Below are 26,450 nucleotides of genomic sequence, written 5' to 3' on the forward strand. Positions count from 1 at the left end.
GGCCACGGTCGACCGCACCTCCTGCGCCCGGGGTGAGGGCACGGTCACAGGCCGAGCATGGTGGCGTTGCGGACGGCGTCGTTGACCGCGTGCGCCAGCGCCGGAGCAGCCAGGTTCCGGGTGCGGCGCCACGCGAACGACAACCACACACCCATGACCACGTGGACCAGGAGCAGCTCCGCCACCCGCGCCGGCAGGGGGAACCCCGACGACACCGGCAGGTGCCACAGCCCCCACAGCGCCGAGACGAACACGGCCGACGCCCACCCACGCGACTCACCGTCGTGGTGCACGTGAGCGTCGACGGCGCCTCGGAACGCGACCTCCTCCAGCAGGAACGTCGCCGGGAAGTACAACGCCGTGTACTTCACCAGCGCGCCCAGGGCAGCCGCAGCCGGGAGCGGCGCGCCGGTCGCCACGTGCAGGACGCCGTACACGGTGGCAAAGCCACCAGCACCCACCGCGATGGGTCGGGCTGCGTCACGCACCGTGGTCGCGACGCTGCTCGCCCGCAGCGAGAACGCAGCCGCAGCAGCACCGCCCATGGCCGCGGCGTACCAGCCGACCGTCGCCCAGTCGCGCTCACCCACGGCCCGGACCCCGTAGTACGCCGGCGTGGCCGCCAGGACGGCAGCCAGCGCGGCACCCTTCCCGGTGAGCGCGAACCGGGTCGTTCCGGACGCGAAGAGCTCGCGCACAGGGCGGCGGCGCACCAGCGCCTGGAACGCGGCAGTGAGCGGTATGCCGAGCAGCAGGTATGCGTTGCTGGACAGGCGGAGCAGGTACCCGGCAGCTACCCACACGGCAACGAACGCGACCGCTTCGACGACCCTACGACGACGCGAACGCGTCGCGCCGTCCATGCCGTCGTCGGGGTAGCGCGTGCGGTTCGGGGTGTGGGTGTCGACGTCCATGGCGGTCATCTCCAGGCAAAGGTTCCGGTGGTCGGGGTGACGGCTTCGACCCTCCTCGGCACCACGCCCGCTCACCCCGGCACATCGGCCGGGACTGCGGCGATCCGCCCCGCGCCTACTCGGCGAAGGGTGCGATATGGATGGCGGCCCCGAACGCGCCGTACCGACGCAGGAGCTGCGCCCGCCCGCCCGGAACCCGTGCCGCCTCGTCGGCCCAGGCGAGTGCGAACGACCGCTTGAAACCCTCGCGGGGATGCTCAGCGACGGCACCCTCGAGGACGCCGCGGGGCAGGTCCCAGGCCCGCAAGCCCACGACGTCGACACCCGCACCCGCCGAGAGCAGGTACGCGACAGGGCCGGCGGCCGGGGTGACGCGCGGACTGTGGTGCATCGTGATGGCCGTCTGCAACGTCTCGGTCGCCGCCGTGGACAGACCCACCCGCTCGGCGACGTCCCACGCGACCCGCGCCGACGCGAGGGTGAAGTCGTCCACGCCCTCGGCCAGGACGAGGCCGGTGTCGTGCAGCAGGGCGGCTGCGTACAACACCTCGCTGTCGACGTCGATGCCCTCCAGCTCGCCGAGCGCTCGCCCGAACACGTATGTCCGGTGGCTGTGGGCGAGGAGGGTGCCGGGCAGGAGGCGAACCGCCGTGTCGTCTGCTGCCCGGGTCAGGGGCGAGTCCGGTGCCCGCAGTCGTGCAGGTGGCACGTACGCGTTCCGGCCCGGGTGCAGGTGGACCGCCATCAGCAGCCGCCCCAGCGCGTTCGTGCCGTGGGCTCGCGCCACGTCCACCAGCAGGACGCGCCGCTCGGACGGCGCGAGCCGCCCACCGGTGCGACGGCTCCAGTCGATGGTTCCCACGGTGCTCACCGAGCTCATCTGTGTCCTCCGTCGGTCCACGGGCACCACTGCCCACGAGGGTGTCAGGACCTCGAGGGTGCCCTCAGGTGGCCGGTGCTCGCCCCGGTCACATGGCCGGGTCCCCTGCTCCCCAGCTCGGTGGCGCACCACGAACGGACAGGCGATCCCGGCCATGTGACCGGGGCGAGGGACCCTCGATCACCGCGACCGTGGTGCCCGAGGCCGACCACCGTGGAAGACCAGGAAGAGGGCAAGCACCATGAGCACCACCACAACGACCGCCACAGCGGCCGAGACCACCCCGACTGCGCCGGCCACAGGCCCGTTCGGGCGCATCGCCTTCGCGTCCATGGCCACCGGCGCCATCGCCGCCGCCATCACCACGTTCATCGTCCTCCCGTCCGCGTCCGAGGCCCGCGTCGTCGGCGCCGCCCTGGTCGCGTTCGCCGCGGGGTGGGCGGCGCTGGCCCGGTTGACCGCCCGGTACACGAACCGCCCCCAGCGGTGGGCTCGCGTCCCTGCGACTGCTCTCGCCGCCAGCGGCGCGCTGCTGGCCGTGGTCGACCCCGGTGAGCCGGTCATGAGCCACCTGCCCTGGGTGTGGGCGCCGGCGCTCGCGGCGCTCGGCGTGTGGACCGGGTGGCGCACCCGCCGCGACCTGCCGAGCCGACGGGCTCGCGTCGTGCTCTACCCGGTCGCCGCCGTCATGGTCGCGGCCGGCCTCGGAGGCCTCGCCCAGGTCGCCGGCGGGGATCCCCGCACTGCCGCCGGACCCGCGAGCGGCCGCCTCGTCGATGTGGGCGGGTACCGGTTGCACCTGGACTGCACCGGCACCGGCTCGCCCACCGTGGTGCTGCTCAACGGGCTCGGCGAGACGTCCCCTGAGTGGGCTCGCATCCAGCCGCAGGTCGCCCGGAGCACCCGGGTGTGCGCCTACGACCGCGCCAGACAGGGGTGGAGCGACAGCTCCCCCAACGCCGACAACGCCACCACCGCAGCCATCGACCTGCACAAGCTCCTCGCCGCGGCCGGGGAGACCGGCCCGTTCGTCCTCGCCGGGCACTCCTCCGGCGGCGTGCACGCCCTGACGTACACCCACCTCTACCCGTCCCAGGTCGCCGGTGTCGTCCTGGTCGACAGCGCAAGCCCGAACCAGGTCGAGGTCGTCAGCACGTTCAACGGCGAGTACCAGGTCATGCGCCGCGTCCTCGCGGCCGCACCCACCCTGTTCCGCTTCGGCGTCGGCCACGTCCTGGCCGCCGTGGCCACCCCGGACCTGCCCGGGAACGCGGGCCGGCAAGCAGCAACGTTCGCAGACAGCCCCCGCGGCTGGACCGCCATGCGTGCCGAGCAGGCCGAACTGCCCACGGCCTTCGCCCAGGCGCAGGCGCTGACCACACTGGGAAGCCGACCCCTGGCCGTCCTGACCGCCAAGGCGAACGTCGACGCCAAGCCCGGCTGGGCCACTGCCCAGGACCAGATGGCCGCCCTGTCCACGAACACCCGGCACACGGTCGCCGACATGGACCACGTCGGGTTCCTGCACAACCCGGCCGGGGCAGCCCAGACCGTCACCGCCATCGACGACGTCGTCACCGCCGCCCGCACCCACGGCTCCGTACCCACCCGGTAACCGGCGCCCGCTCCGAGGGCGCCAGCCCTCGGAGCGGGACATCGCCGCATTCACCCTCTCCGGGTGACGGCCGGCACTGCGCCGGCACTGCGCCGGCACCGCGCCGCCTCGCCGATCCCGGCCATTGCGCCGGGGCGAGCACCCGCCCGTTCCACGACCGTGGAACGCACAGACGACCAGTCCCACCGAAGGAGCCGACCGTGTCCGCCACCCTCACCGCCGAGACCGCCACCCTCACGGCCGAGACCGCCACGATGCCCCCGGCAACCGCCGCTGCGGGCCGCCGCTGGGCTGCCCTGGGCCTCCTCGTCTCCGCGCAGTTCGTCGTCATGCTCGACACGTCCATCGTGAACGTGGCCCTGCCGTCGATCCAGGCCGACCTGGGCCTTCGCCCCACCGGCATCACCTGGGTGGTCAACGCCTACGTCCTCGCGTTCGGTGGGCTCCTGCTGCTGTCGGGTCGGGCCGCGGACCAGTTCGGCCGGCGACGACTGTTCGTCGCCGGCTCCGTGCTCTTCGCGGCCGGCACCCTCCTCGCCGCGTTCGCGTCCACCGCTGCCCAGCTGGTCGGCGGGCGCATCGTGCAGGGCGTCGGTGCCGCCGCGCTCAGCCCCGCCGCGATGTCGCTGCTGCTCCTGACGTTCCCCGGCCCCGCGCGGGCACGGGCCATGAGCATCTGGGGCGCCGCCTCGGCGCTCGGCGGCGCGGCCGGTGTGGTGACCGGCGGCCTGCTCGTCAGCGCGTTCGGGTGGTCGTCCGTCTTCCTCGTCACCGTCCCCGTGTCCATGACCGCCGTCGTCCTCGCCCGCTCGGTCCTGCCCGAAGGTGCCCGCGGCCCCCGCCGCCGCTTCGACTGGTACGGAGCGACTGCCATCACCGGCGCCGTCGTCGCCCTCGTCCACGGCGCCCTCGCCGTCGCCGACCACGGCTGGACCTCCCCCCTCGTGGTGGGCACCTTCACCACGGCCGTGGCACTCTTCGCGACGTTCGTCGCGGTCGAGCGCCGCACCCCGGACCCGCTCCTGCCGCTCGGCCTGTTCCGGTCCCGCACCCTGGGCGCGGGCGTCGGCATCGCCGTCCTCGGTGGCGCCGCACGCGCCTCCACGTTCGTCCTCGTCGCGCTGTACCTGCAGCAGTCACTGGCCATGGCACCCCGGGAGGCCGGGCTCGCGATGGTCCCCACCTCCCTGAGCGGGTTCGTCTTCTCGCTCACCCTGTTGCCGCGCCTCCTGGGGAAGCTCGGCCCGCAGCGGGCCCTCGTCGCGGGTCTGGTCATCCTTGCCGTCGGCCACCTGTGGCTCGGCCACGCCGACGCCGGCCACGGCTACCTGGTCGCCGTCCTTCCCGGCCTGCTCGCTGTCGCCATCGGCGTCGCGCTCAGCTTCACCCCCACGACCATGGTCATCGCCTCGGCAGTGCCGTCCACGCACGCCGGACTCGCCTCCGGCCTCGCCGGGTCCGCCACCCAGGTCGGCGCAGCCCTCGGCACCGTCAGCTTCACCGCCATCGGTGTCGCCTCCGGCGGTCACGCCGGCCACACCCTCGGCACTGCCGGCTTCACCGCCGCGTTCACGGCCGCCGCCGCGGTCGCCCTCGCCACCGCAGCCCTCGGCACCACCCTCGCCAGAACTCGCCGCCGAACTGCGTCGAAAGCAGTACCCACCCCACGAAAGGAAGCAAGACCATGAAGTCCACGACCACCTCCGCACAGGGAGTCAGCATGAAGGCAGTGACCCAGGACCGTTACGGCTCCTCCGAGGTCCTCCGCCTCAGCGACGTGCCCGTTCCCGAACCCGGTGACCACGAGGTGCTCATCAAGGTCCACGCAGCCGGCCTGGACCGCGGCACCGAACACCTCATGACCGGCAAGCCGTACGCCATGCGACCCGCCACCGGGCTGCGCCGCCCCAAGAACCCCATCTCCGGACGCGACGTGGCCGGCACCGTCACCAAGGTGGGCTCCGCCGTCACCCGCTTCGCCCCCGGCGACCGGGTGTACGGCGTCGCCCCCGGGTCCTTCGCCGAGTACGCCGTCGGACCCGAGAACAAGCTCGCGCACAAACCTGCCCACCTCACCTTCGAACAGGCCGCCGTCGTCCCCATCTCCGCCGGCACCGCCCTGCAGGCCCTGCGCGACGTCGGGAAGGTCCAGCCAGGCCAGGAGGTCCTGGTCATCGGCGCCTCCGGAGGCGTCGGCAGCTACGCCGTCCAGCTCGCCAAGACGTTCGGCGCCTAGGTGACCGGCGTGGCCAGCACCGCCAAGACCGACTTCGTCCGCAGCCTCGGCGCCGACCACGTCCTCGACTACACCAAGGACGACTTCGCCGACGGCACCCGCCACTACGACCTCATCCTCGACATTGGTGGCGGCGCATCCCTGACCCGTCTGCGCCGAGCCCTGAAGCCCCGCGGCACCGTCGTGTTCGTCGGCAGCGAGGACACCGGCGACATCACCGGCATGGGCCGCCAGCTTCGTGGAGCCGCCCTGTCGCTCTTCATCCGCCAGCGCCTCGCCATCCTCATGGCCAAGGAACGCGCCAGCGACCTCGAAGAGCTCACCGAGCACCTCGAGTCCGGTCGGCTCGTCCCGGCCCTCGCTGAGTCCTACCCCCTCGACCAGGCCAAGGCTGCGATGCAGATGCTCGAGACCGGGAAGGTCCGCGGCAAGGTCGTCATCGTGCCCGACCAGCCCACCCCCGGCGACACGTCGGCTCGGGGCGACCACTCCACCGTGCCGGCATGAACGACTGCGACGTCCTCGTGGTCGGTGGCGGAGCTGCCGGGCTGTCCGCCGCCCTCGTCCTCGGCCGAGCCCGCCGCACCGTGGTCGTCGTGGACGCGGGCCAGCCCCGGAACGCCCCAGCCGCACACATGCACGGGTTCCTCTCGCGTGACGGACTGCCACCTGCGGAGCTGCTGAGCACCGGCCGGGAGGAGGTCACCGGGTACGGCGTCACCATCGTGCACGGGACGGTCGGCGAGCTCACACGCGACATCGATGAGTCCGCGTTCCAGGCGCTGCTGCAGGACGGGCAGCGCCTCACCGCCCGGCGAGTGCTGGTGACCACCGGCCTGCGCGACGAGCTGCCCGACATCCCCGGGCTGGCCGACCGGTGGACCAGGGACGTCCTGCACTGTCCGTACTGCCACGGGTGGGAAGTCCGTGACCAGCCGCTCGGCGTCCTGTGGCACGGACCGGACACGGTCAGGTATGCCCACATCGTGCGCCAGTGGACCCAGGACCTCATCCTGTTCGCCCCCGACGGCGCCCTCACCGTCCAGGACCACTCCTCGCTGAGCGCCCGCGACATCCGCGTCGTCGAAGGAGAGGTCGACCACCTCGTCATCGACCACGACGACCTGACGGGTGTCGCGTTGACGGACGGGCGCGTCATCCACAGGAGCGCGGTGTTCGTGCCACCCCGGTACACCCCGCACTCCGACCTCCTCGCCGGCCTCGGATGCGAGTTCGACGACCAGGGGTGGGTCACCACCGGACCCAACGGCGCGACCAGCGTCCCCGGTGTGTGGGTCGCCGGCAACGTCGCCAACCCCCGGGCCCAGGTCATCACGGCAGCGGGAGAAGGGTCGGCCGCAGCCATCGCCATCAACACCGACCTCGTCGAGTCAGACGTCCGCGCCGCCCTTGCTCTGACCAACGCAGACGCGGCGCCCTGAGACTCACGAACGTGCGCGTGCGTGGACGCGTTCGCCCTGCGGACCGAAGAGGCTCAGGACCTCCGCGGGTTGAGTGCCGTCGCTGCCGAACCAGTGCGGGAGATGCGTATCGAACTCGGCCACCTCACCGGCCTTGAGGACCAGGTCGCGGTCGCCGACGACCAGACGCATGTGACCCGAAAGGACGTACAGCCACTCATAGCCGTCGTGACTCCTGAGCCGAGGAGTGCTGTTGCTGACGGGAACCACGATCTTCCAGGCCTGCACTCCCCCTGGCTGTCGGGTCAGTGGCAGCACCGTTCGCCCGTTGCGTTTGCTGGCCTTGAGTCGGACGCGAGGGTCACCCACCTCAGGTGCCCCGACGAGGTCGTCGAGCGGTACCCGGTACGCCTGCGCCAACGGCAGCAGGAGCTCCAGACTGGCACGCCGCTGACCGGTCTCGAGCCGGGACAGGGTGCTCTTGGAGATGCCCGTTGACTCGGCCAGCGCGCTCAGGGTCACCCCACGATGCGCGCGAAGCTGCTTGAGCCGCGGACCGACCTGCTCCAGAGCCTTGGCGATGACCGCCGACGAGTCCTCCATGCGCTCATGGTGACCAACGGGTAGACCGCTGGCAACGGCCGACGAATCGGTCACCATTCCCGGAAACGGCAACGAGGTTGGCGCGGTTCACCGGCAGGGCTCCACTGTGTCGGCATGAACAACATCTACGACGTCCTCGTGGTCGGTGGCGGAGCTGCCGGCCTGTCCGCCGCCCTGGTGCTCAGCCGAGCCCGCCGTGACGTCGTCATCGTCGACGCTGGCCATCCACGCAATGCACCTGCTGCGCACATGCAGGGGTTCTTGTCCCGCGACGGGATGCCGCCCGCTGAGCTGCTCGAGACCGGCCGCCAGGAGGTCACCGGGTACGGCGCAACCATCCTGGACGGAACCGTGCGAGAGCTGGTGCGCTGCACCGACTCAGCCTTCCAGGCCCTGCTGTCCGACGGTCAGCGCCTCAGGGCCCGGCGGGTCCTCGTCACCACCGGACTGCATGACGAGCTGCCCGACATCCCGGGACTGGCCGGGCGCTGGGCCAGGGACGTCCTGCACTGCCCGTACTGCCACGGGTGGGAGGTGCGTGACCAACCGCTCGGTGTCCTGTGGCACGGACCCGACACCGTCCGGTACGCGCACATCGTGCGGCAGTGGACCCACGACCTCGTCCTGTTCGCCCCCGAGGGCGTCCTCACCGCACAGGACCGGTCCCAGCTCGTCGCCCGCGCCATCGGCGTCGTCGAGGGGGACGTAGACGGTCTCGTCGTCAAGGACGACGCGCTGCACGGGGTCGCCATGACCGACGGACGCGTCATCCCCCGTCAGGCGGTCTTCGTCCCACCGCGGTTCACCCCGCTCTCCGACCTCCTCGCCGGCGTCGGCTGCGATCTCGACGAGCACGGCTGGGTCACCGCTGGGGCCAACGGAGCCACCACCGTCCCCGGGCTGTGGGTTGCCGGCAACGTCAACAACCCGCGGGCCCAGGTCATCACCGCGGCCGGCGAGGGGTCGGCTGCGGCCATAGCCATCAACAACGACCTCGTCGACGCGGACATCCGCGCCGCGGTCGACCTGTTCAACCAGGGCTACGTGCCCTGACCCGACCCACGCCAGCACAGGCGCGAACCACCCACTCACCAACGCCCACTCACCGACACCCACTCAGGAGTTCCGCCATGTCCCACCCCACCTCAGCCTCCCCCGGCGCACCCGCGGCACCGCCTCGTACCGCGCCCCCGACCAAGCACCAGCTCGCCCTCATGATCTGGCTGTGCGTCTTCCCCACCCTGACCGTCATCAACCTGACCCTGGGCGGCTGGCTGCGACCGATGAACCCGGTGCTGCGCACCTTCGTCCTGGCCACCATCGCCGTCCCCATCGTCATCTACGGACTCATGCCGCAGCTGCACAAGCTCCGAGCCCGCATGGTCACTCGCGGCAACGCTGGCTGAGCCGCTGCCCGGTCGCGGCCGCAAGCCGCTCCACTGACCGCCCGGACCCTCGGATCCCCCTGCCCGAGGGTCCGGGCCCTGCCTTCGACCAGTGATCCTTGCTCCACGGAGTCCTTCAGCGCGGGCACTGGCTGTTCTACGCTGCAGACAGCCAGCTTGGGTGTCGCGAACGGAGCAGGCATGTCAGGTCCCCTGCTCACCACCAAGTTCTTCATCCCGCAGCCCAAGGCCGAGACCCTCGTCCGCCCCCGCGTCAGCGACCTCCTCGACCAAGGCACGCAAGCGAAGCTGACCCTGGTCTCCGCCCAGGCCGGCTTCGGCAAGACCACCGCCCTCGCCACCTGGGTGCACCAGCGTTCCGAGCCGGGCCTGGTCGCCTGGCTCTCTCTCGACGCCGCCGACACCCACCCCGGCACGTTCTGGACCTACGTCGTCACCGCACTGTCCGCCGCCAACCCTGAGCTCAGCACCAACGTCCTGCCCTTGCTCGAAAGCTCGACCTCCCCGACACAGGCGGCCTTGACCGAGCTTCTCAATGGCCTTGCCGAACTCGAGCACCCCGTTGTCCTCGTCCTCGACGACTACCACCTGGTTGACAGCTCCGACATCGCCGAGGGCGTGGCGTTCCTGTTGGCACACCTGCCGCCGCACGTACACCTCGTGATCGGGACCCGCATCGACCCCAGCCTGCCCTTGAGCCGCCTGCGCGTCCGCGGCGAACTCGTCGAGATCCGTGCGGCCGACCTCCGGTTCACCGACGTTGAAGCCGCCAGCTACCTGCACCACGCGGGTGTGCACCTCGACCCGGCCGAGGCCGCCATCCTCGAAAGGCGAACCGAGGGCTGGGCAGCCGCACTTCAACTGGCCGTCCTGTCGCTGCAGAACCGCGCCGACGTCAGCGACTTCCTCGCCGACTTCGCCGGCGACGACCGGTTCATCGTCGACTACCTCGTCGAGGAAGTCCTCAGCCGCCAACCACAGGAGGTCCGCGAGTTCCTTCTCCGCACCTCCATCCTGGAACGGCTGAGCGGTCCGCTGTGCGACGCGGTGACCGACAGCACCGGCGGTGCCGACACCCTGGAGCGGCTCGAGCGGGAGAACCTGTTCGTCGTCCCGCTCGACGCCCGACGCCAGTGGTACCGGTACCACCACCTGTTCGCAGACGTCCTGCGCGCCCACGCGTCAGCAGACCCGACCGGCCCCCGCTTGGCGACACTGCACGAGCGGGCCAGCGCCTGGTACCACGCGGACGGTCAACCGGTCGCGGCCGTCGGACACGCCCTCGCCGCCGGCGACCACTTCCGTGCTGCGGCGCTCATGGAGACTGCCATCCCCGACCTCCTGCGTGACCGGCAGGAGGCGACCATCGTCGGGTGGGTGGACGCCGTCCCACGTGACGTCGTCCGCGCACGACCCGTCCTCGCCATCGGCTTCGTCGCAGGGCTGATGTCGGTCAGCCACGTGAGCTCCATCCCGCAACGCCTTGACGAACTCGAGGCCGTCCTCGCCGGGTTGGACCCCGCCTCGCCGGCGGACGCAGGTCTGGTCGTCGAGGACCCCGACGCGCTTCGCCAGGTGCCCGGAAAGGTGCAGCTGTACCGCGCGGCCTACGCCCTGCTGACCGAGGACCTGGAAGGCACACAACGGCACGTTGCCCAGGCCACCAGCACGGCAGCTGCCGACGACCACCCGACCCGGGCCGGCGCCTGGGGCCTGTCCGGGCTCGCCCACTGGCGCGCGGGGAACATCGAGGAAACCCACCACTGCTACTCACGATGCGTCGAGGAGCTGCTCAAGGCGGGTCACCTCTCCGACGTGCTGGGTTGCACCACGACCCTCGCGGACATCCGCATCGCCCAAGGCCGGCTCAGCGACGCGGAGCGAGCCCTGCACGGTGGTCTCGCGCTCACCTCGAGCGCCGTCCCTGCGCCCAGGGGCACCGCCGACATGCACACAGGTCTGGCGCAGGTCGCCTTGGAGCGCGGTCTCTTCGACGCCGCCGAGGAACACGTGCGCCACGCCCAGCAGCTCGGTGAGGCGGCCGGGATGCCGCAGCACGCCGCGCAGGTCCGGGTGACCATGGCGCTGGTGCGGGCAGCCCGGGGTGACGTCGACGAGGCGCTGTCACTGCTCGAGGAAGCCGAGCGCGTCTACGTGCCCGACTTCAAGCCAGACGTCCACCCGGTGCACGCCACTCGCGCCCGGCTGCTCATCGCCCAGCGGCGACTCGAGGAGGCGCGCGCCTGGGCAGACGACCACCGGCTGCAACCCAGCGACACGCTGACGTACGTCCGCGAGTACGAGCACATCACCTTGGCCATGCTCCTCCTGGCTGGGAACCGAAGCCCTACTGCGACGGGCCTTGCGCAGACTCGCTCGTTCCTGACCCGGCTGCACGACGCGATCCAAGCCGGTGGACGGTTCGGTGCTCTCCTCGAGGTCACGATGCTCCAGGCGTGCGCGGCGCTGGCTGGCGGCGACCACCACGACGCCGCCGACCACCTCCGGCTTGCCCTCCGGTTGAGCGCCCCCGAGCGGTTCGTCCGGCCGTTCACCGACCACGCAGCCGACCTGCCACGGCTCGTCGCGCTGCTGACCCCGGAGGAGCAGCGGACCCCGTGGGTGCGGACGCTGTGCGCTGCCTGCTCGTCCGGACGGTCCGCCACCGCCCCGACGCAGACAAAGGCGTCCCGGCAGAGCCTCGTCGACCCACTCAGCGAACGCGAGCTGGAGGTACTGCGCCTGCTTGCGACCGACCTCAGCGGGCCCGAGCTGGCCCGACACCTGGTCGTGTCCCTCAACACGGTCCGAACCCACACGCGGAACGTGTACAGCAAGCTCGGCGTCAACGGCAGACGCGCCGCCGTCACCCGCGCCCGCGAGCTCGACCTGCTGAGCCGTCACGAGGACTGACGTCCGTGCGACCGTTGATCGAGCCAGGAAGGCACGACGCCCGGAGCGTCAGCGGAGCGCCTTCACCGGCAGCACAGCGAAGGCACCCGCCGCAGCGCAGCCGGCGGCAACGGCGAACAGGACGCCGTAGCTGCCCGCGCCCAAGGACAGGACGGCCGGCGCCAGTGCGGGCGCGAGCGTGAACGGAATGGCTCCTGCGTAGTTGAAGACCCCGAGGTCCTTCGCGGCGTTGTCCGGGTCAGGCAGGACCTCGGTGACCAGGGCCAGGTCGACGGCGAAGTACAGCCCGAACCCGAGTCCGCTGACGGCCAAGGCGACCAGGTACATCGGAAAGGTCGTGGCGACGCTGAGCAGGAGCATCGCGACGGCATACACGAGCGCGGCCGCGCACACGAACACCTTGCGCCGCCCAGCCCAGTCGGAGATGCGACCACCCACCAGGGACGCCAGGACGACCGCGGACGACTGCGCCAGAGTCCCCTGGAACACCAGGCTGGGGATGTCGGCTTCGCCACGGTGCAGGCGGTCCAGGAGGAAGTAGACCTGGTAGGTCGTCAGGAACGCGTACGCCATCACCAGCAGGAACCGGCTGAGGAATGCCCAGGCGAAGTCCGGGTGGCGGCGCGGGTTCACGATGAAGGTGTTGGCCACGTCCCGCAGCGTCCACGCCTGTCGCGTCTCAGCGTGAAGTCTCCGGTCCTTGAGTGTGGCGGCGAACACCACGATGAACAGGCCGCCGACGGCGCAGGGCAGCAGGAACATGGCCAGCTCGTGACCGGAGAACAGCTTCACCACGAACGTCGCACCGATCGACGCGACGGGCAGGCAGATGCCGAGCACTCCTGAGACCAGACCCCGCTGTGCTGAGGGGACCTGGTCCGGCAGGACCGCCACGTGCACTGCCAGGACCGCGTTGAAGAACAGCTGGGCGATGCACCACCCGAGCACCACGGTGGACACGTTGGTCGCCGTGGCCACGACGAGGATGCCGACCGTCCCGCCGAGCAGGCCGCCAACCATCCACGGGCGGCGCATGCCCCAGCGCGAGGAGGTCCGGTCGCTCAACCGGCCGAACAACGGGTTGCCGACCAGGGACACGGCCGAGCCTGCGCCTGCGACCAGGGCCAAGCTCGAAGGGGCGTCGTCCTTGCCGACCAGGTCGTTCACCTTCAGGGCCAAGGTCACGGCGAGGGGTGCGATGAAGAGCAGGCACGTACCCAGGTAGGACAACGTGTACAGGACCACGAAGCCCCACTTGACGCGACGCGGGGACGCGAGCGCGGAAGCCGTGACAGTGGATGTGTCCCCCATGGGCAGCCTCCCGGGACGACCGTCGGCCGACCCGGGCCGACGCCCTCCCACGGTAGGCAGCGGCGATTCCCGGCACCAGATGTGCGGGACGTAGGACCGCAGCTCGCCAGCATTGCTGTGACCGCAACGTCCAGCTTTGCGGCGTTCGGGACAGAGCGCTCGTCATCTCCACCGGACGGTTTCACCAGATGCGGTGATGGCTGCTCACCACATGCGCTCCTAGCTTGCGGCATACCGGACCAGCCCGCCGCCGGCGCCCACCCGGCGCCCCGTCCCCCAGGAGAGCCATGTCGCACCAGCCAGCCCCCACCGGCCCTGACCGCGCCTGGTACGAGATCCGCCTCCAAGGCCATCTCGGCTCCCACTGGGCCACCCGGTTCGACGGCATGACCCTGACCCCGCTCGAGGACGGCACCACCGTCCTGCGCGGGCCCGTCGCCGACCAAGCCGCCCTGCACGGGCTGCTCCGCCAGCTCGGCGACCTCGGCATCACCCTGCTCGCCCTGCACCAGCACGACACCGACACCTCAACCGCTGCAACCACCGAACAAGGAGACTGACATGACCACCACCCAGCAGACCCGCACCGTCGACCGTCAGCCGGCCACGGACCCCACGCGCCGCGCCGCCACCATCGTCGGCTGGATGTTCGTCGTCACGTACGTGACCTCGATCTCCGCCAAGATCTGGTTCTACCCGCCGCTGTTCGACGGCAACTACATCACCGGGCCCGGGCACGACTCCCGCGTCCTGTGGGGCGCGTTCGCCGAGGCGATCCTCATCATCGCCAACATCGGCAGCGCCACCGCGCTGTACACGGTGGTCAAGCACCGGTACCCCAACCTCGGCCTCAGCTTCATCGCTTCGCGGATCATGGAGAGCGTCTTCATCGGTGTCGGCATCCTCACCGTCCTGACGGTCGTCACCCTGCGTCAGGACCACGCGGCTGCACACGCGCAGGCCACCGCCGGCCTGGCCACCGTCGGGGACGCGTTCCTCGTCATGCAGCACTGGACCTTCAACCTCGGCCCGGCGTTCGTCGTGGGTGTCGGCAACGGCTGCGTACTCGGCTGGATGATGTTCCGCTCCGGCCTGGTACCCCGCCGGCTCGCGGCGCTCGGCCTCATCGGCGGGCCGCTCATCGTCGCCTCCGGCTCCGCCGCCGTCCTCGGCCTCATCGAGCCCGGTGGAGCGGTTCAGAACCTCAGTGCGACGCCGGAGTTCTTCTGGGAGCTCGGTTTCGGCATCTACCTCATCGTCAAGGGCTTCAGGCCGACCGCCGTGACCGCCCTGACCGCCACCCCGCCCCAGTCGTAGTCAGCGCGCTGCTGGCTCTGCCCCCGAGAGGACCCCACTCATGCTCACCGTGGAACGACTCACCAAACGCTACGGCTCCGCAGTCGCCGTCGACGACATCACCTTCACCGCCCGACCCGGTCGCGTGACCGGATTCCTCGGCCCCAACGGCGCCGGCAAGTCCACGACCATGCGCATGATGGTCGGCCTCACCACACCGACCGCCGGCACCGCCACCGTCCTCGGACGGAGGTTCACCGACCTGCCCAACCCCGGGCGAGAGGTCGGAGTCCTGCTCGACGCATCCGCCCAGCACGCCGGGCGTGCCGGACGCGAGATCCTCGGCCTCGCTGCGCAGACCATGGGTCTGCCGGCGAGCCGGGTCCAGGCGATGCTCGCCAGGGTCAGCCTCACCGACACCGAAGCGCAGCGGCGTGTGCGCGACTACTCCCTCGGCATGCGGCAACGCCTCGGCATCGCCACCGCCCTCATCGGCGACCCGCAGGTCCTCATCCTCGATGAACCGGCCAACGGCCTCGACCCCGCAGGCATCCGCTGGATGCGGGAGCTCCTGCGCAGCTATGCCGACCGCGGCGGCACCGTCCTGCTCTCCTCCCACCTGTTGCACGAGATCGAGGTCATCGCCGACGACCTCGTGGTCATCGGTCACGGCCGCATCGTCGCCCAAGGCACCAAGGCCGACCTGCTCGCCACCACCGGCACCCTCGTCCAGACCCGCGACAGCGAGACCCTCGCCACCGCCCTGACCAGCTCGGGGACGGCCTACACCGAACACGGCACGCGCAGCACCACCGGCATCACCACGCTTCGCGTCGACGCCGACCCCGAGCACGTCGGCCAGCACGCCGCCCGCGCCGGCGTCGCCCTGCTCGACCTGCGCCCCGCCGAAGGCGCGGGCCTGGAGGAGATGTTCCTCGAGCTCACCGCCAACACCCAGCGAGAAGGAGCAGTGGCATGACCACCACCGTCCTCACCAACCCCGCCGCACCGACCACCGCGGCGACCCGGGCCGCCGTCGCGACCCGCATCCCGCTCCGGCGCCTCGTTGCCGTCGAGCTGCGCAAGTCCTTCGACACCCGCTCCGGGTTCTGGCTGCTCGTCGGCACCGGCCTGGCCGCCGTCGCGACGACCATCCTCGTCATCGCCTTCGCGCCAGCCGACCAGCTCAGCTACTCCACCTTCACCCTCGCCATCGGCAAGCCCATGAGCATCCTGCTGCCCCTCATCGCCCTTCTGTCCGTCACCGCCGAATGGACCCAGCGCAGTGGGCTGACCACGTTCACCCTCGTCCCACACCGCGGCCGCGTCATCCTTGCCAAAGGCATCGCCATGCTCCTCGTCGGCGTCGTCGCCATGGCCCTCGCCTTTCCCCTCGGGGCACTCGGCAACGTCACCGGCACCGCGATCCATGGCCAGAACCCGGTCTGGGACCAGAACATCACCGACTTCGCCTACTACGCCCTGGCGAACACGCTCCTCATGGCGGCCGGCTTCATGTTCGGCGTCCTCATCCGCGCCTCCGCAGGCGCCATCGTCACGTACTTCGTCTACGCGTTCGTCGCGCCGACCCTCCTGACATTCCTGGCCATGGGGCAGGACTGGTTCCGCACGGCCCAACCGTGGGTCGACCCGAGCTACAGCCAAGGCGCCCTCTTCCGCGGCGCGCTCAGCGCCGAGCAGTGGACCCAGCTCGGGGTGACGTCCGCGACGTGGCTGGCTGCCCCTCTGGTCATCGGGCTCGTCACGTTGATGCGCTCGGAGGTGAAGTGACCATGAACCTCCCGCCCACCCAGGGAGCCTCGTCGACAGCAGCGGACCCCGCACCGCAGCCGGACGACAACTCAGCTGCCCCCAGAGGGGCGATGCGTACCACCCGGGCGACTCCGACGACGATGCAGGCCATGGCGCAGAACGCCTACGGGCCACCGAACGTAATGCGCATGGTGACCACGGCCACCCCCCAGCCCGGAACGACCCAGGTCCTGGTACGGGTGCACGCCAGTTCGGTCAATGCCCGCGACTGGCACATCATGCGCGGCGAACCACGTCTGGCACGGCTGCTCGACCGCACCGTCTTCGGCCGGCACGCACCCCGGGTGCGGATCCGGGGGACCGACTTCGCCGGCACCATCGTGGCTGTCGGCGAGCACGTCACCGGTTGGCAACCCGGAGACCTCGTCTTCGGACAGGCCGACGCCGCCTGGGCCGAGTACACCGTCGCCTCCCAGAACGCCATCGCGAGAGTCCCGGCGTCCGTGACGCCGCACGAAGCAGCTGCTCTGCCGCTCGCCGGCACCACGGCGCTCACCTGCCTGGACGCGGCGCGGGTGCGCCCCGGCGACCGAATCCTCATCAACGGCGCCTCCGGCGGCGTCGGCACCTTCGCGATCCAGCTGGCTCACGCCCGAGGGATGCACGTCACCGCCGTCTGCAGCGCGCGCAACGCTGCCCAGGCCCAGGCGCTCGGCGCTGACACCGTCATCGACTACGCGACCACTGACTTCTGCGCCACCGGGGACCGCTACGACGCCGTCCTCGACCTCGTCGGGAACCGCTCACTGCGCCAGCTGCGCCGGCTCGTGCACAGCACCGGCACGCTGGTGCTGTCCGGAGGCGGCGTCCCCGGAACCGGACGACTCGTCGGCCCTCTGGCACTGCTGGTCCGCGCGCAGGTGCTGTCGCGCACGCCCGGTCCGAGAGTCGTCATCCCGCAGGCACTCCCCACCACCAGCCAGCTGGGCGAGCTCGCCATGCTCAGTGCGACCCGAGCAGTGACTCCGGTCGTACAGCGCGTCTTCGACCTGGCCGAGGCTGCGGACGCGGTCCGTCTTGTCGAGTCCGACCACGCCCGCGGCAGGGTGGTCGTGACCATCACGGCCGAGGACGCCACGAGCCACCTCGGTCGCACCGGTCGGTGTGGAGCAGCCGCCCGCGGGTGGCTACCACCATCACGGCGGCGACCACGGTGCTGACGGCTCCAGCCGTCCAGATGAGGGTGTGGTCGGGGCCGACGACGCCGACGTAGGTGTAGGTGGCGTTGAACGCCGCGTGGAAGAGCGCGGCGGCCAGGACGGTGCCACGGGTGGCGTTGACGAAGGCGCTCATGACGACACACGTCGGCACGATGAGCAGGAGGAAGCCGGCGAACGGCAGTCCGTGGTCGTGCTCGCCCGGCACGTTGAGCAGCGGCAGGTGCCACAACCCCCAGACCACGCCCAGGACGAGGCTGGCGGCCAGCGGACGCATCCGGGTCTGCAGGCGGGGCAGGATGACGCCGGTCCAGCCGGCCTCCTCGGTGAGCAGGAACAGGCCGATGGCGTAGGAGAAGTAGACCAGGCAGGTGGTCAGGTCCTCGGTCTGGCCCAGGTGGGAGGGCCGACCCAGCATCCGCGTGATGCCGACGGTGGTCGCGCCGACGGCCAGGGGCAGTCCGACCGCGGTGGCGTAGACCCACCACGGCCCGTGCCAGCGGACGATGCGGCGGACGAGGTCGCGCAGGGCGGCGCGGCCGCCGATGGCGAGGCACGCCAGCGCGATCGAGGGGGTCAGGAGCCACAGGGCGATGCCTTGGGGAAGTCGCCAGCCGATGAGGTCGTGGGACCGGGCGATGGCCGACCCCCAGACGGCCCACGGCAGGACGAACATGGCGGTCGTGGCGACGAGGAGGTGCCGGGTGGGGGCCGCGCCGGCGCGCGCGGAGGCCAGGGTGCCGGTGTCGTCGGCCCCTGAGGTGGCGGACGCCGGCATTCTCGATGCTGGCGTGGCAGTGAGGTCGGGGAGTCCAAGTGGTTCAGCTGTCACGAGTTCGCCTTTCGGTGCGGTTCGGGTGTGGTGGAACCCACCGTGGCGGAGGGCACCCGGCCGCCGCGTCGCCGTGCGGGTTGACCTCGCGCCGGGACCTCTCCACCCCAGGGTGGAGAGGTCCCGGGCTCGGGCGTGCCACTCCTCCAGTCCCGCGCCGTCCCCGAGGCCCACGCCGTCAGTGCCGGCCTGCCCGCAAGCAGGTCAGGGAACGGTCGCGCGCCCGGTGCGGTAGGCGTACGCGACCAGGGCCGCACGGTCGCGGCAGCCGGTCTTGGCCAGGAGGTGGTTGACGTGGGTTTTGACGGTGGCCTCCGAGACGAAGAGCTCCCCGGCGATCTCGGTGTTGCTCAGGCCGCGGGCGATCTGGGTCAGGACGTCGACCTCCCGGCTGGTCAGGCCGTCGTCGACCGGGTCCGGCTGCGGTCCCCCCACCCCGGATGGCTGGCCGCTCGCCAGGGCCTCCAGCAGGCGACGCTGCACCGAGGGGTCAAGCTGGGCGTCGCCGGCGGCCACGGCCAGGACCGCGTGGCGGATCTGCTCCGCACTGGCGTCCTTGGTCAGGTAGCCGCGGGCACCGGCCTGCAGCGCGCCGAAGACCCACTGGTCGTCGGCATACGTCGTCAGGACCACGACCCGGGCCCTCGTCCCCTGCGCAGCGAGCTGCCGCGTCGCCTCGACCCCGTCCATGGTCGGCATGCTCAGGTCCATGAGCACCACGTCGGGGTCGAGCCGGCTCACCTGTCGCAGTGCGTCGGCGCCGTCCACGGCCGCGCCGACGACCTCGATCCCGTCGAGCAGGCCGAGCATCATCGACAGGCCCTCCCGGATGACCTTCTGGTCGTCGACGACCAGCACCCGCACCGGTTCCTGGGTCACGACGCCACCACCCCGGCGTCGCGCGGCATCCTCAGGTGCACCCGCCAGCCCCCGTCGGCGGGGCCGGTGTCCAGCTGGCCGCCGGCGAGGGCAGCCCGTTCCGCAAGCCCGGTGAGGCCGAAGCCACCCGACGGCATACCGCTCGGCCGTCCCCCGCGGTCCAGCACGGTCACCGTGACCTGCTCGGGCTCCCAGGTGAGGGTGACGCTCGTCGTCGCGCCGACGGCGTGCTTGGCCACGTTGGCCAGGGCCTCCTGCACGGTGCGGTAGAGCGGGAGACCGCGTTCCGGCGGCAACGGATAGGGGTCGCCGACGACCTCGTACGTGACGGGGGCACCGGTCGCCAGGCGCGCCTGCTCGACCAGCTCGGGCACCTGTTCGGGGCCGGGGAGGTCCTCGCCACGCAACGTCGCCACGGCCCTCTTGGCGCCGGCCATGCCGCTGCGGGCCAGGCTCTGGGCGCCGGTGACCTGTTCGACCAGCCGGGGGTCGGCGCCGGTGTGCTCTGCCAGCAGCCGGGCACCCTCGAGCTGGACAGCGAGCCCGGACAGGGTGTGCGCCAGCACGTCGTGCAGCTCGCGGGCGATGCGGCCTCGCTCGGCCAGGACGGCAGCCTCCTCCCGCGCCCGGCGGGTCTGCTCCTGTTCGCGCAGCAGCGCCTGCGCCTGGTCGTTGGCGTCGCGGTTCGCCCCCGCGAACGCCGCTGCCACGAGCAGGAAACCCGCACCGATGGCGACGTTGACCGCCGCCCCGACCGGGTGCGGCGAGCTGCTGCCCTCCGCCCAGGCTATGGCTGCGACGACGACCGCGCCGGACGCCAGGGCGAGCCGGCGTGGTAGCCGGAGTCCGAGCCCGGCCACCGCCATGAACGACAGGATGTATGCCGGCCCGTGCGGGTTGAGCGTGTCGATCAGCGCGCCGGCGACACCTGCGCCCACGAGCGCGCCCACGAGGACGCGGCGGTCCGAGACGCGCAGGCTCAACGACACCAGCCACAGTGCGACGGCGAAGGCGGTCAGCAGGAGGACCATCGCGCGACGCCCGGCGTCGGAGGGCAGCTGGCCGGCCACGGTGCCGACGGCGATGAACGCGGCGCTCGCCCAGCCGACCACGACCATGACCCGCCGGAGGTCGGCGGGTCGGTCGGCGCGAAGGCGCAGAGTCACAGGTCTCCTCGGCGGTGCGGGACGTCGGCTCAACGGTAGAGCGCGACCGGACCCATGTCCTGCACCTGCTCGGGACCGGCCGTCAGCCGCGCTGCGCGGAACCCGGTGACGCCGAGGCGGGTGACGACCATGGCCAGGGCCATGAGGACGAAGGCAGCGGTCCACGCGTCCGCACCGGTGATCTGGTGCTGGCGGGAGAACTGGCCGATGGCTGACGGGAACCAGTGCTCGGCACCGTAGGCGAACGCCACCCGCCCACCGATGACGGCGAACCACACGGTGACGAAGGCGAGCCCCGCGGTCGTGGTGAGCCTGCCCCGCTCGCGGCGCACGCGCACCGTCATCGCCGCCACCGTTCCTGCGGCGATGCCGACCACCAGGCCGGCGAGCTCGAGCTGCCCGTCGTGCCCGGCAACCGGCAGGTCCTTGAGGTAGAACCAGCCAGCCGCCAGGACCACCAGCAGCGGCACAGTGACCCGGCGCCGGGTCAGCACGCGAGTGCCGACGTTGCTGGACAGGATCCAGGCGAGGAGTGCGAGGTTGAGGAAGTACTGATCGGTCGACATGGTGTGCTCCTGTGTGACGGGGTGTCGTGGTGGGTGACACCACTGTCAGGCCGTGGAGCGCTTGCTCGCGTCAGCGCCAGGGTGGAACTCGGGCCGGGCCGCGTCCACCCTGGGGTGGAAGTCGCCAACCGCTCCGGATGGCTGTGTCTGTGAACCTCAGCCGAACCCTGACCGGGGTCTCGGGCTGCTTCTACACTCAGCGAGTGGCTGTGCTGGGGACCAAACTGCACCTGCCTGCAGCGCGCCCGAACCTCGTCCCCCGCCAGCGCCTCACCGACCGCATGTCCGGCGGTCTCCCCCGCGTCGTCCTGGTCTCGGCACCTGCGGGGTTCGGCAAGACGACCCTGCTCACGCAGTGGCTGCACCGGTCGGGCGCAGCGGACCAGCGTGTGGCGTGGGTGTCACTCGACGAGGCTGACAACGACCCGGCGCGGCTCCTGGAGCACGTCGTGGCTGCCCTGGCGTCCGCACGCGACCTACCCGAGACGTCACTCCTCATGGCCGACGCCACCACACCACCAGCGGTGGCCGTCCTGACCAAGGCGGTGAACGAGCTCGATGCCCACACCGGTGTCACCGTCCTCGCCCTCGACGACTACCACGTCATCGACACGGCCGAAGCCCACGCCGTCGCGACGTTCCTGCTCGAGCACGCACCACCGCAACTCACCCTCGCCATCGCCACGCGCTCAGACCCACCCCTGCCACTGCCACGGCTGCGTGCTCGCGGTGAGCTGCTCGAGCTGCGCGCCGTCGACCTGCGGTTCACCGACGAGGAGACCGCCTCCTTCCTCGACCGCGTCATGGGACTGGCCCTCCCGCCCGAGGACGTCAAGGCCCTCACCAGCCGGACCGAAGGGTGGGTGGCGGGCCTCCAGCTCGCCGGGCTCTCCCTGCAGGGTGTGGAGGACAGCAGCCGCTTCGTGCAGGAGTTCACCGGCACCAACCGGTTCATCCTCGACTACCTCGTCGACGAAGTCCTCGCACACCAGCCCGAGGACATCCGCCAGTTCCTCCTCGACACCTCCATCCTGTACGAGCTCACCGGCCCACTGGCCGACGCCCTGACGGGCCGGCGCGACGGCCGAGCCGTCCTGGAGTCACTCGACCGCGCCAACTTGTTCGTTGTGGCTCTCGACGCCCAGCGGACCTGGTACCGGTACCACCACCTGTTCGTCGAGGCGCTCCGCGCCCGCCTCCTCGCAGACCACCCCGACCGGGTGCCGCACCTCCACCACGCCGCCAGCTCCTGGTACGCCGACCATGGACGTCCGCAGGACGCTGTGCGGCACGCGCTCGATGCCGACGACCCGGGCCGCGCCGCAGACCTGGTCGAGTGGGCGCTGCCCGACCTGCGACGCACGCGCCACGACCAACGCATCAGTGACTGGCTGTTGGCCCTCCCCGACGACATCACCCGCGAACGCGCCCTGCTGGCCACCTACCGTGCCTGGACCTGCCTGGCTGCAGGAGACCTCGATGGTGTCGACACGTGGCTGGCGGCAGCGGAAGATGCCTACGCAGCCCACCCGCCCGTCGTCCCCGCGCACGCCTCCAAGGCCACAGGCGAGGAGCTGCGCACGTTGCCGGCCACCATGGCCATCTTCCGCGCGTCCGCGGCCCAGGCGCGCGGTGACACGACAGCGTCCCAGCAGCACGCACGCCACGCCCTCGACCTCATCGGCCCCGATGACCACATGGCCCGTGGCGGAGCCGCGGGGTTCCTCGGCATGGCCGCCTGGGCCGAAGGCAACCTCGAGGACGCCGTGGCGACGTTCAGCACGGCCCTGCGAAGCCTTGCGGCCGCCGGCGACGTCGCCGACGAGCTCGGCGGCACCGTCCCCCTGGGCAGCATGTGGGTTGCCCGTGGGCGTCCAGACGAAGCACGGCGCTTGTTCGAGCGCGCCCTCGAGGGGGCCGCGAAGCACCCTGGCGCCGCCCTTGCCACGCTCGGCGACCTGCACGTCGGCCTGGCCGACGTCCTCGTGGAGCAAGGCCACCTGGAGCTCGCGAGCGAGCACCTGACCGCTGCGTCCACCCTCGGCGAGACAGCGTCCTTGCTGGAGAACCGGTACCGGCTCCCCATGACCACCGCTCGTCTGCGTCGCGCCCAAGGCGACCCCGATGCGGCATTGCGCCTGCTCCAGGACGCCGCGGACCAGTACATGCCCGGCTTCTTCCCTGACGTGCGGCCCCTCGCCGCCCAGCAGGCCCGCATCCACATCGCGCAAGGGCGACTTGCCGAGGCCCGAGACTGGGCAGCCGCGGCGGAAGTCGACCGCCACGCCGGCGGCGGGTACCTGGACGAGTTCAACCAGCTCACCTACGTGCGGCTGCTCCTCGCCTCACACCGCGCCGACCCTGACCCTGAAAGCCTTGGCGACGCCCACGGGCGCCTGGACCTCATCGCCGAAGAGGCCCACGCAGGCGGCCGCGGGGCCACCATCGTCGAAGCCCACCTCCTGCGCTCCCTCCTCCGGGAGGCCCACGGCAACCGCCCCGCCGCCCTCGCAGAGCTCGCGACGGCGCTCGAGCTCGGCGTACCCGCTGGTTTCGTACGGCTCTTCCTCGACGAGGGCGCGCCGCTCGAGCAGCTCCTGTCAGTGGCGGAACGGCACCCACGGGCTGCGGTGCACGCCCGAACGCTCAGGCACGCGACGTACCGTCCTGACGCCGCCATCACTGCCGGCACCGCGGAGACTCTCAGCGAACGAGAGCTCGACGTCCTGCGCCTGCTCGCGACCACCCTCAGCGGACCCGAGATCGCCAAGGAGCTGTTCGTCTCCGTGAACACGCTCCGAACCCACACCAAGCACATCTTCACCAAGCTCGACGTCAAGACGCGCAGGGCCGCGGTCGAGCGGGCCCACGCGCTCGGTCATCTCTGAGCAGACCACCGCCAAACGACCCTCAGCGCGGGCCGAACGCAGGGTCACCAACCTGATCACCACGGATGGTGATTCGCCCTCACCACCGCGATTCCTACCTTCGGTGACGTCGGCACGACCGCCGACCCCACTCAACCGAAGGAACCGCCATGAACGTCTCCACCGCCCGCCTGGGCCAAGGCGCCGGTATCGCCTCCGCCATCGCCGGGGCCATCTACGTCGCCGTCCAGGTCAAGCACCCCGCCATGACCGTCGAGTCGGCCACCACTGCCGACTGGATGGTCCGCAACACGGCCAAGACCGTCATGTCCGCCCTCGTCCTCGCAGGCATCACGGGCATGTACCTGCGCCAGCACGCCAGGACTGGCCTCTTCGGCCTCATCGGCTACCTCACCCTGTCCGCCGGTTTCCTCATGATGTTCGCCACCACCTTCATGGCCGCGTTCGCGCTGCCCACCACCGCCCGCGTCGACCCCAGCTGGACCGGCGACGTCATCGCAGCCGCCTTCAAGGGCAGCGCCAACGGCGACATCGGAGCCCTCACCACCGTCTTTGCCGTCACCGGTGGCTTCTACATCCTCGGCGGCCTTCTGTTCGGCGTCACCACCTTCCGCGCCGGCGTGCTGAACCGCTGGGCCGCAGCCCTCCTCGCCGTCGGCAACGTCGCCACCGCCGCCCTCGCCGTCCTGCCCCAGTCGTTCAACCGGCCCCTGGCCGTCCCCACCGGTCTCGCCCTCATCGGCCTCGGCGTCTCCCTGTGGAACGACCAGCGCAAGGCCACCGCCACCAACACCGCCGCGGTCGCCGCGACCGGGCACACCGAGCCCGCGGTGTCGGTCCGATGACCCGCCGGCGGCGGGGATGGCGCATCCCGGTAGCCCTCATCACCCTGGCAGCCATCCCACTCATGGCCGGCGTCGCGAGACTCGTCGAGCTCGCCGGAGGACCCGAAGTCATCCCGTCCGACCCCCGGTTCACCGCGTCCCCGCTGCCAGTCGTCGTCCACATCGTCGGCGCCGCCGTCTACGCCCTCCTCGGCGCCGTCCAGTTCGTCCCCCAGCTGCGAAGGCGGCACCCGCGCTGGCACCGTACCGCCGGACGCATCACCGTCGCTGCCGGGACAGCTGTCGCGGGCTCAGCGCTCTGGCTCACCGTCTTCGTACCACCACAGCCCGACTCCGGACCGCTGCTCTACGTCCTGCGACTCGTGTTCGCCCCAGCCATGCTGACCGGCCTCGTCCTGGGCATCAACGCCATCCGGCACGGAGACATCACCGCCCACCGCGCCTGGATGACCCGCACCTACGCCATCGCCCTCGCAGCCGGCACCCAAGCGTTCACCGAAGGCATCGGCGGCGCCGTCCTCGGCCACAGCCCGCTCGCCCTCGACGCGTCCCGCGGCGCAGCCTGGGTGATCAACCTCGCTGTCGCCGAGTGGGCCATCCGCCGCCCAGCCACCACCAACCCCCGCCATCGACAGCCAAGGACCACCGTCGGGAGCCACGCATGAGCACCAGCTACGAGATCCGCATCGACGGCCACCTCGACCCACACTGGTCCACTCGCCTCGGCGGACTCACCATCACACACCGGCCGGACGGCACCACCGCACTCACCGGACCCATCGCAGACCAGTCAGCTCTCCACGGCGTCCTCAGCAGCTTGCGAGACCTCGCCGCACCGCTGCTGTCCATCGACAGCAAGGCGACCCCTCGGTCCCAGGCTCGTGATCCCCTCGACCGGGTCGCCTGGCCCCGGACCACCGACCGACTCACCATCCGCCGAGCAGTGAGCGGTGACGCCGACGCGACGTTCGCGTTCCGCCGACGCGAGGATGTCGCGCGCTGGTTGACGGAGCTCCCCACCGACCGGGCCCGCTACGGCGACGCGTTCACCGACCCACAGCGCCTCGCCACCACCCTCATCATCGAGCGCGATGGCCACGTCCTCGGCGACCTCATGCTCCGCGTCGAGGACGCCTGGACCCAGAAGGAAGCCCAACCGCACGGCAAAGGCCGCCAAGCAGAGCTCGCCTGGGTCCTCGACCCGGCCCACAGCGGACACGGCTACGCCACCGAAGCCGCACGCGAGCTGCTCCGCGTCTGCTTCGACGACCTGGACCTGCACCGAGTCACGGCCACCTGCTTCGCCGACAACACCCCATCGTGGCGGCTCATGGAACGCATCGGGCTACGCCGCGAGCTCCACACTCGAGCAGACGCCCTGCACCGGTCAGGGAGGTGGATGGACACCTACGGGTACGCCCTCACCGCCCCCGAATGGCCACAGAGCTGTCCAAGGGCTGGGTCGCAGGACTAGGAGGAGGAGTCCGCCCCGGACGTCTCTGCGACTCGTACAACCGTGGCCACACCTCCCGACGCTCTCGGCCTGCCGCGTGCGTGGACGGTCACCCCACTCTTGCGTCGCCTTGGACAGGTCGGTTGAGCCGCGAACTGGGGCCGTTGGTCCCTGTCCTTGGTGCTGCCTCGCTGCGACTTTGGGTGCTGACCACCCGATCCGTCCTGCTTGGACGG

The 26,450-nt window shown here is 71.3% G+C and carries 25 protein-coding genes; 17 read left to right on the forward strand and 8 right to left on the reverse strand.

Annotated elements, in window-relative coordinates; all coding sequences use genetic code 11:
• Nucleotides 1-44: 44 nt before the first annotated feature.
• Nucleotides 45-914, reverse strand: a complete 870-nt coding sequence (locus ABEA42_RS05835; protein WP_345501787.1) for a CPBP family intramembrane glutamic endopeptidase — start codon at nt 912-914, stop codon at nt 45-47.
• 115 nt (nt 915-1,029) lie between these two features.
• Entirely contained in the window at nt 1,030-1,785 is a 756-nt protein-coding gene (locus ABEA42_RS05840) for an HD domain-containing protein (protein ID WP_345501788.1), read from the reverse strand.
• Between the two features lie 250 nt (nt 1,786-2,035).
• On the opposite strand from ABEA42_RS05840, the gene ABEA42_RS05845 reads away from it, so the two are divergent.
• The 5 genes from ABEA42_RS05845 to ABEA42_RS05865 all read left to right on the forward strand — a co-directional run bounded on the left by ABEA42_RS05845 (nt 2,036) and on the right by ABEA42_RS05865 (nt 7,087).
• Nucleotides 2,036-3,409, forward strand: a complete 1,374-nt coding sequence (locus ABEA42_RS05845) for an alpha/beta fold hydrolase (RefSeq protein WP_345501789.1) — start codon at nt 2,036-2,038, stop codon at nt 3,407-3,409.
• 200 nt (nt 3,410-3,609) lie between these two features.
• Nucleotides 3,610-5,097: an MFS transporter gene (locus ABEA42_RS05850; RefSeq protein WP_345501791.1), complete on the forward strand. Its 1,488-nt coding sequence runs from the start codon at nt 3,610-3,612 to the stop codon at nt 5,095-5,097.
• Complete coding sequence (locus ABEA42_RS05855; protein ID WP_345501792.1) at nt 5,094-5,645, forward strand: NAD(P)-dependent alcohol dehydrogenase; 552 nt, start codon at nt 5,094-5,096, stop codon at nt 5,643-5,645. Before ABEA42_RS05850 ends, ABEA42_RS05855 begins: the two co-directional genes overlap by 4 nt.
• A 9-nt stretch (nt 5,646-5,654) precedes the next feature.
• Nucleotides 5,655-6,152, forward strand: a complete 498-nt coding sequence (locus ABEA42_RS05860; protein ID WP_345501793.1) for a zinc-binding dehydrogenase — start codon at nt 5,655-5,657, stop codon at nt 6,150-6,152.
• Nucleotides 6,149-7,087: an NAD(P)/FAD-dependent oxidoreductase gene (locus ABEA42_RS05865; protein WP_345501795.1), complete on the forward strand. Its 939-nt coding sequence runs from the start codon at nt 6,149-6,151 to the stop codon at nt 7,085-7,087. Before ABEA42_RS05860 ends, ABEA42_RS05865 begins: the two co-directional genes overlap by 4 nt.
• A gap of 3 nt (nt 7,088-7,090) precedes the next feature.
• Here ABEA42_RS05865 and ABEA42_RS05870 read toward each other — a convergent pair whose 3' ends face one another.
• Entirely contained in the window at nt 7,091-7,669 is a 579-nt protein-coding gene (locus tag ABEA42_RS05870) for a helix-turn-helix domain-containing protein (protein WP_345501797.1), read from the reverse strand.
• A gap of 114 nt (nt 7,670-7,783) precedes the next feature.
• Here ABEA42_RS05870 and ABEA42_RS05875 point away from each other — a divergent pair, with 114 nt between their 5' ends.
• The 3 genes from ABEA42_RS05875 to ABEA42_RS05885 all read left to right on the forward strand — a co-directional run bounded on the left by ABEA42_RS05875 (nt 7,784) and on the right by ABEA42_RS05885 (nt 11,988).
• Nucleotides 7,784-8,722: an NAD(P)/FAD-dependent oxidoreductase gene (locus tag ABEA42_RS05875; RefSeq protein ID WP_345501799.1), complete on the forward strand. Its 939-nt coding sequence runs from the start codon at nt 7,784-7,786 to the stop codon at nt 8,720-8,722.
• 77 nt (nt 8,723-8,799) lie between these two features.
• Nucleotides 8,800-9,075, forward strand: coding sequence for a hypothetical protein (locus ABEA42_RS05880; protein WP_345501800.1), 276 nt, complete (start codon nt 8,800-8,802; stop codon nt 9,073-9,075).
• A 180-nt stretch (nt 9,076-9,255) separates the two neighbouring features.
• Complete coding sequence (locus tag ABEA42_RS05885; protein ID WP_345501801.1) at nt 9,256-11,988, forward strand: LuxR C-terminal-related transcriptional regulator; 2,733 nt, start codon at nt 9,256-9,258, stop codon at nt 11,986-11,988.
• A 48-nt stretch (nt 11,989-12,036) separates the two neighbouring features.
• On the opposite strand, the gene ABEA42_RS05890 is transcribed toward ABEA42_RS05885, so the two are convergent.
• A complete protein-coding gene (locus tag ABEA42_RS05890) occupies nt 12,037-13,299 on the reverse strand; it encodes an MFS transporter (protein WP_345501803.1) in 1,263 nt (420 codons plus the stop codon).
• A 287-nt stretch (nt 13,300-13,586) separates the two neighbouring features.
• Here ABEA42_RS05890 and ABEA42_RS05895 point away from each other — a divergent pair, with 287 nt between their 5' ends.
• The 5 genes from ABEA42_RS05895 to ABEA42_RS05915 all read left to right on the forward strand — a co-directional run bounded on the left by ABEA42_RS05895 (nt 13,587) and on the right by ABEA42_RS05915 (nt 17,588).
• Nucleotides 13,587-13,859: a hypothetical protein gene (locus ABEA42_RS05895; protein ID WP_345501805.1), complete on the forward strand. Its 273-nt coding sequence runs from the start codon at nt 13,587-13,589 to the stop codon at nt 13,857-13,859.
• Between the two features lies 1 nt (nt 13,860).
• Entirely contained in the window at nt 13,861-14,616 is a 756-nt protein-coding gene (locus ABEA42_RS05900; RefSeq protein WP_345501807.1) for a DUF4386 domain-containing protein, read from the forward strand.
• Nucleotides 14,617-14,656: 40 nt separating this feature from the next.
• Nucleotides 14,657-15,574: an ABC transporter ATP-binding protein gene (locus ABEA42_RS05905; RefSeq protein ID WP_345501809.1), complete on the forward strand. Its 918-nt coding sequence runs from the start codon at nt 14,657-14,659 to the stop codon at nt 15,572-15,574.
• Nucleotides 15,571-16,386, forward strand: coding sequence for an ABC transporter permease (locus ABEA42_RS05910; RefSeq protein ID WP_345501811.1), 816 nt, complete (start codon nt 15,571-15,573; stop codon nt 16,384-16,386). The genes ABEA42_RS05905 and ABEA42_RS05910 overlap by 4 nt, the downstream gene beginning before the upstream one ends.
• 131 nt (nt 16,387-16,517) lie before the next feature.
• Complete coding sequence (locus ABEA42_RS05915; protein ID WP_345501812.1) at nt 16,518-17,588, forward strand: NAD(P)-dependent alcohol dehydrogenase; 1,071 nt, start codon at nt 16,518-16,520, stop codon at nt 17,586-17,588.
• Here the strand turns inward: ABEA42_RS05915 and ABEA42_RS05920 are convergent.
• From ABEA42_RS05920 to ABEA42_RS05935, 4 genes are all read right to left on the reverse strand, one after another.
• Nucleotides 17,488-18,363, reverse strand: coding sequence for a CPBP family intramembrane glutamic endopeptidase (locus ABEA42_RS05920; RefSeq protein WP_345501814.1), 876 nt, complete (start codon nt 18,361-18,363; stop codon nt 17,488-17,490). The genes ABEA42_RS05915 and ABEA42_RS05920 overlap by 101 nt on opposite strands.
• Nucleotides 18,364-18,621: 258 nt before the next feature.
• On the reverse strand, nt 18,622-19,296 hold the full coding sequence (locus ABEA42_RS05925) for a response regulator transcription factor (RefSeq protein ID WP_345501815.1): 675 nt from the start codon (nt 19,294-19,296) through the stop codon (nt 18,622-18,624).
• A complete protein-coding gene (locus tag ABEA42_RS05930) occupies nt 19,293-20,462 on the reverse strand; it encodes a sensor histidine kinase (RefSeq protein ID WP_345501816.1) in 1,170 nt (389 codons plus the stop codon). The genes ABEA42_RS05925 and ABEA42_RS05930 overlap by 4 nt, the downstream gene beginning before the upstream one ends.
• A gap of 29 nt (nt 20,463-20,491) precedes the next feature.
• Entirely contained in the window at nt 20,492-21,028 is a 537-nt protein-coding gene (locus ABEA42_RS05935) for a hypothetical protein (protein ID WP_345501818.1), read from the reverse strand.
• Between the two features lie 203 nt (nt 21,029-21,231).
• Here ABEA42_RS05935 and ABEA42_RS05940 point away from each other — a divergent pair, with 203 nt between their 5' ends.
• The 4 genes from ABEA42_RS05940 to ABEA42_RS05955 all read left to right on the forward strand — a co-directional run bounded on the left by ABEA42_RS05940 (nt 21,232) and on the right by ABEA42_RS05955 (nt 26,235).
• Nucleotides 21,232-23,916 (forward strand): LuxR C-terminal-related transcriptional regulator, encoded by a 2,685-nt coding sequence (locus ABEA42_RS05940; RefSeq protein WP_345501820.1) that lies wholly within the window; start codon nt 21,232-21,234, stop codon nt 23,914-23,916.
• 149 nt (nt 23,917-24,065) lie between these two features.
• Nucleotides 24,066-24,761 carry a hypothetical protein gene (locus ABEA42_RS05945; RefSeq protein WP_345501822.1) on the forward strand — a complete coding sequence of 232 codons (696 nt, stop codon included), beginning with the start codon at nt 24,066-24,068 and terminating at the stop codon, nt 24,759-24,761.
• Complete coding sequence (locus tag ABEA42_RS05950) at nt 24,758-25,426, forward strand: DUF2306 domain-containing protein (RefSeq protein WP_345501823.1); 669 nt, start codon at nt 24,758-24,760, stop codon at nt 25,424-25,426. The genes ABEA42_RS05945 and ABEA42_RS05950 overlap by 4 nt, the downstream gene beginning before the upstream one ends.
• Nucleotides 25,423-26,235: a GNAT family N-acetyltransferase gene (locus tag ABEA42_RS05955; RefSeq protein WP_345501824.1), complete on the forward strand. Its 813-nt coding sequence runs from the start codon at nt 25,423-25,425 to the stop codon at nt 26,233-26,235. The genes ABEA42_RS05950 and ABEA42_RS05955 overlap by 4 nt, the downstream gene beginning before the upstream one ends.
• The last annotated feature ends 215 nt before the right edge of the window (nt 26,236-26,450 follow it).

Source organism: Pedococcus ginsenosidimutans, assembly GCF_039544395.1.
Classification (GTDB): domain Bacteria; phylum Actinomycetota; class Actinomycetes; order Actinomycetales; family Dermatophilaceae; genus Pedococcus; species Pedococcus ginsenosidimutans.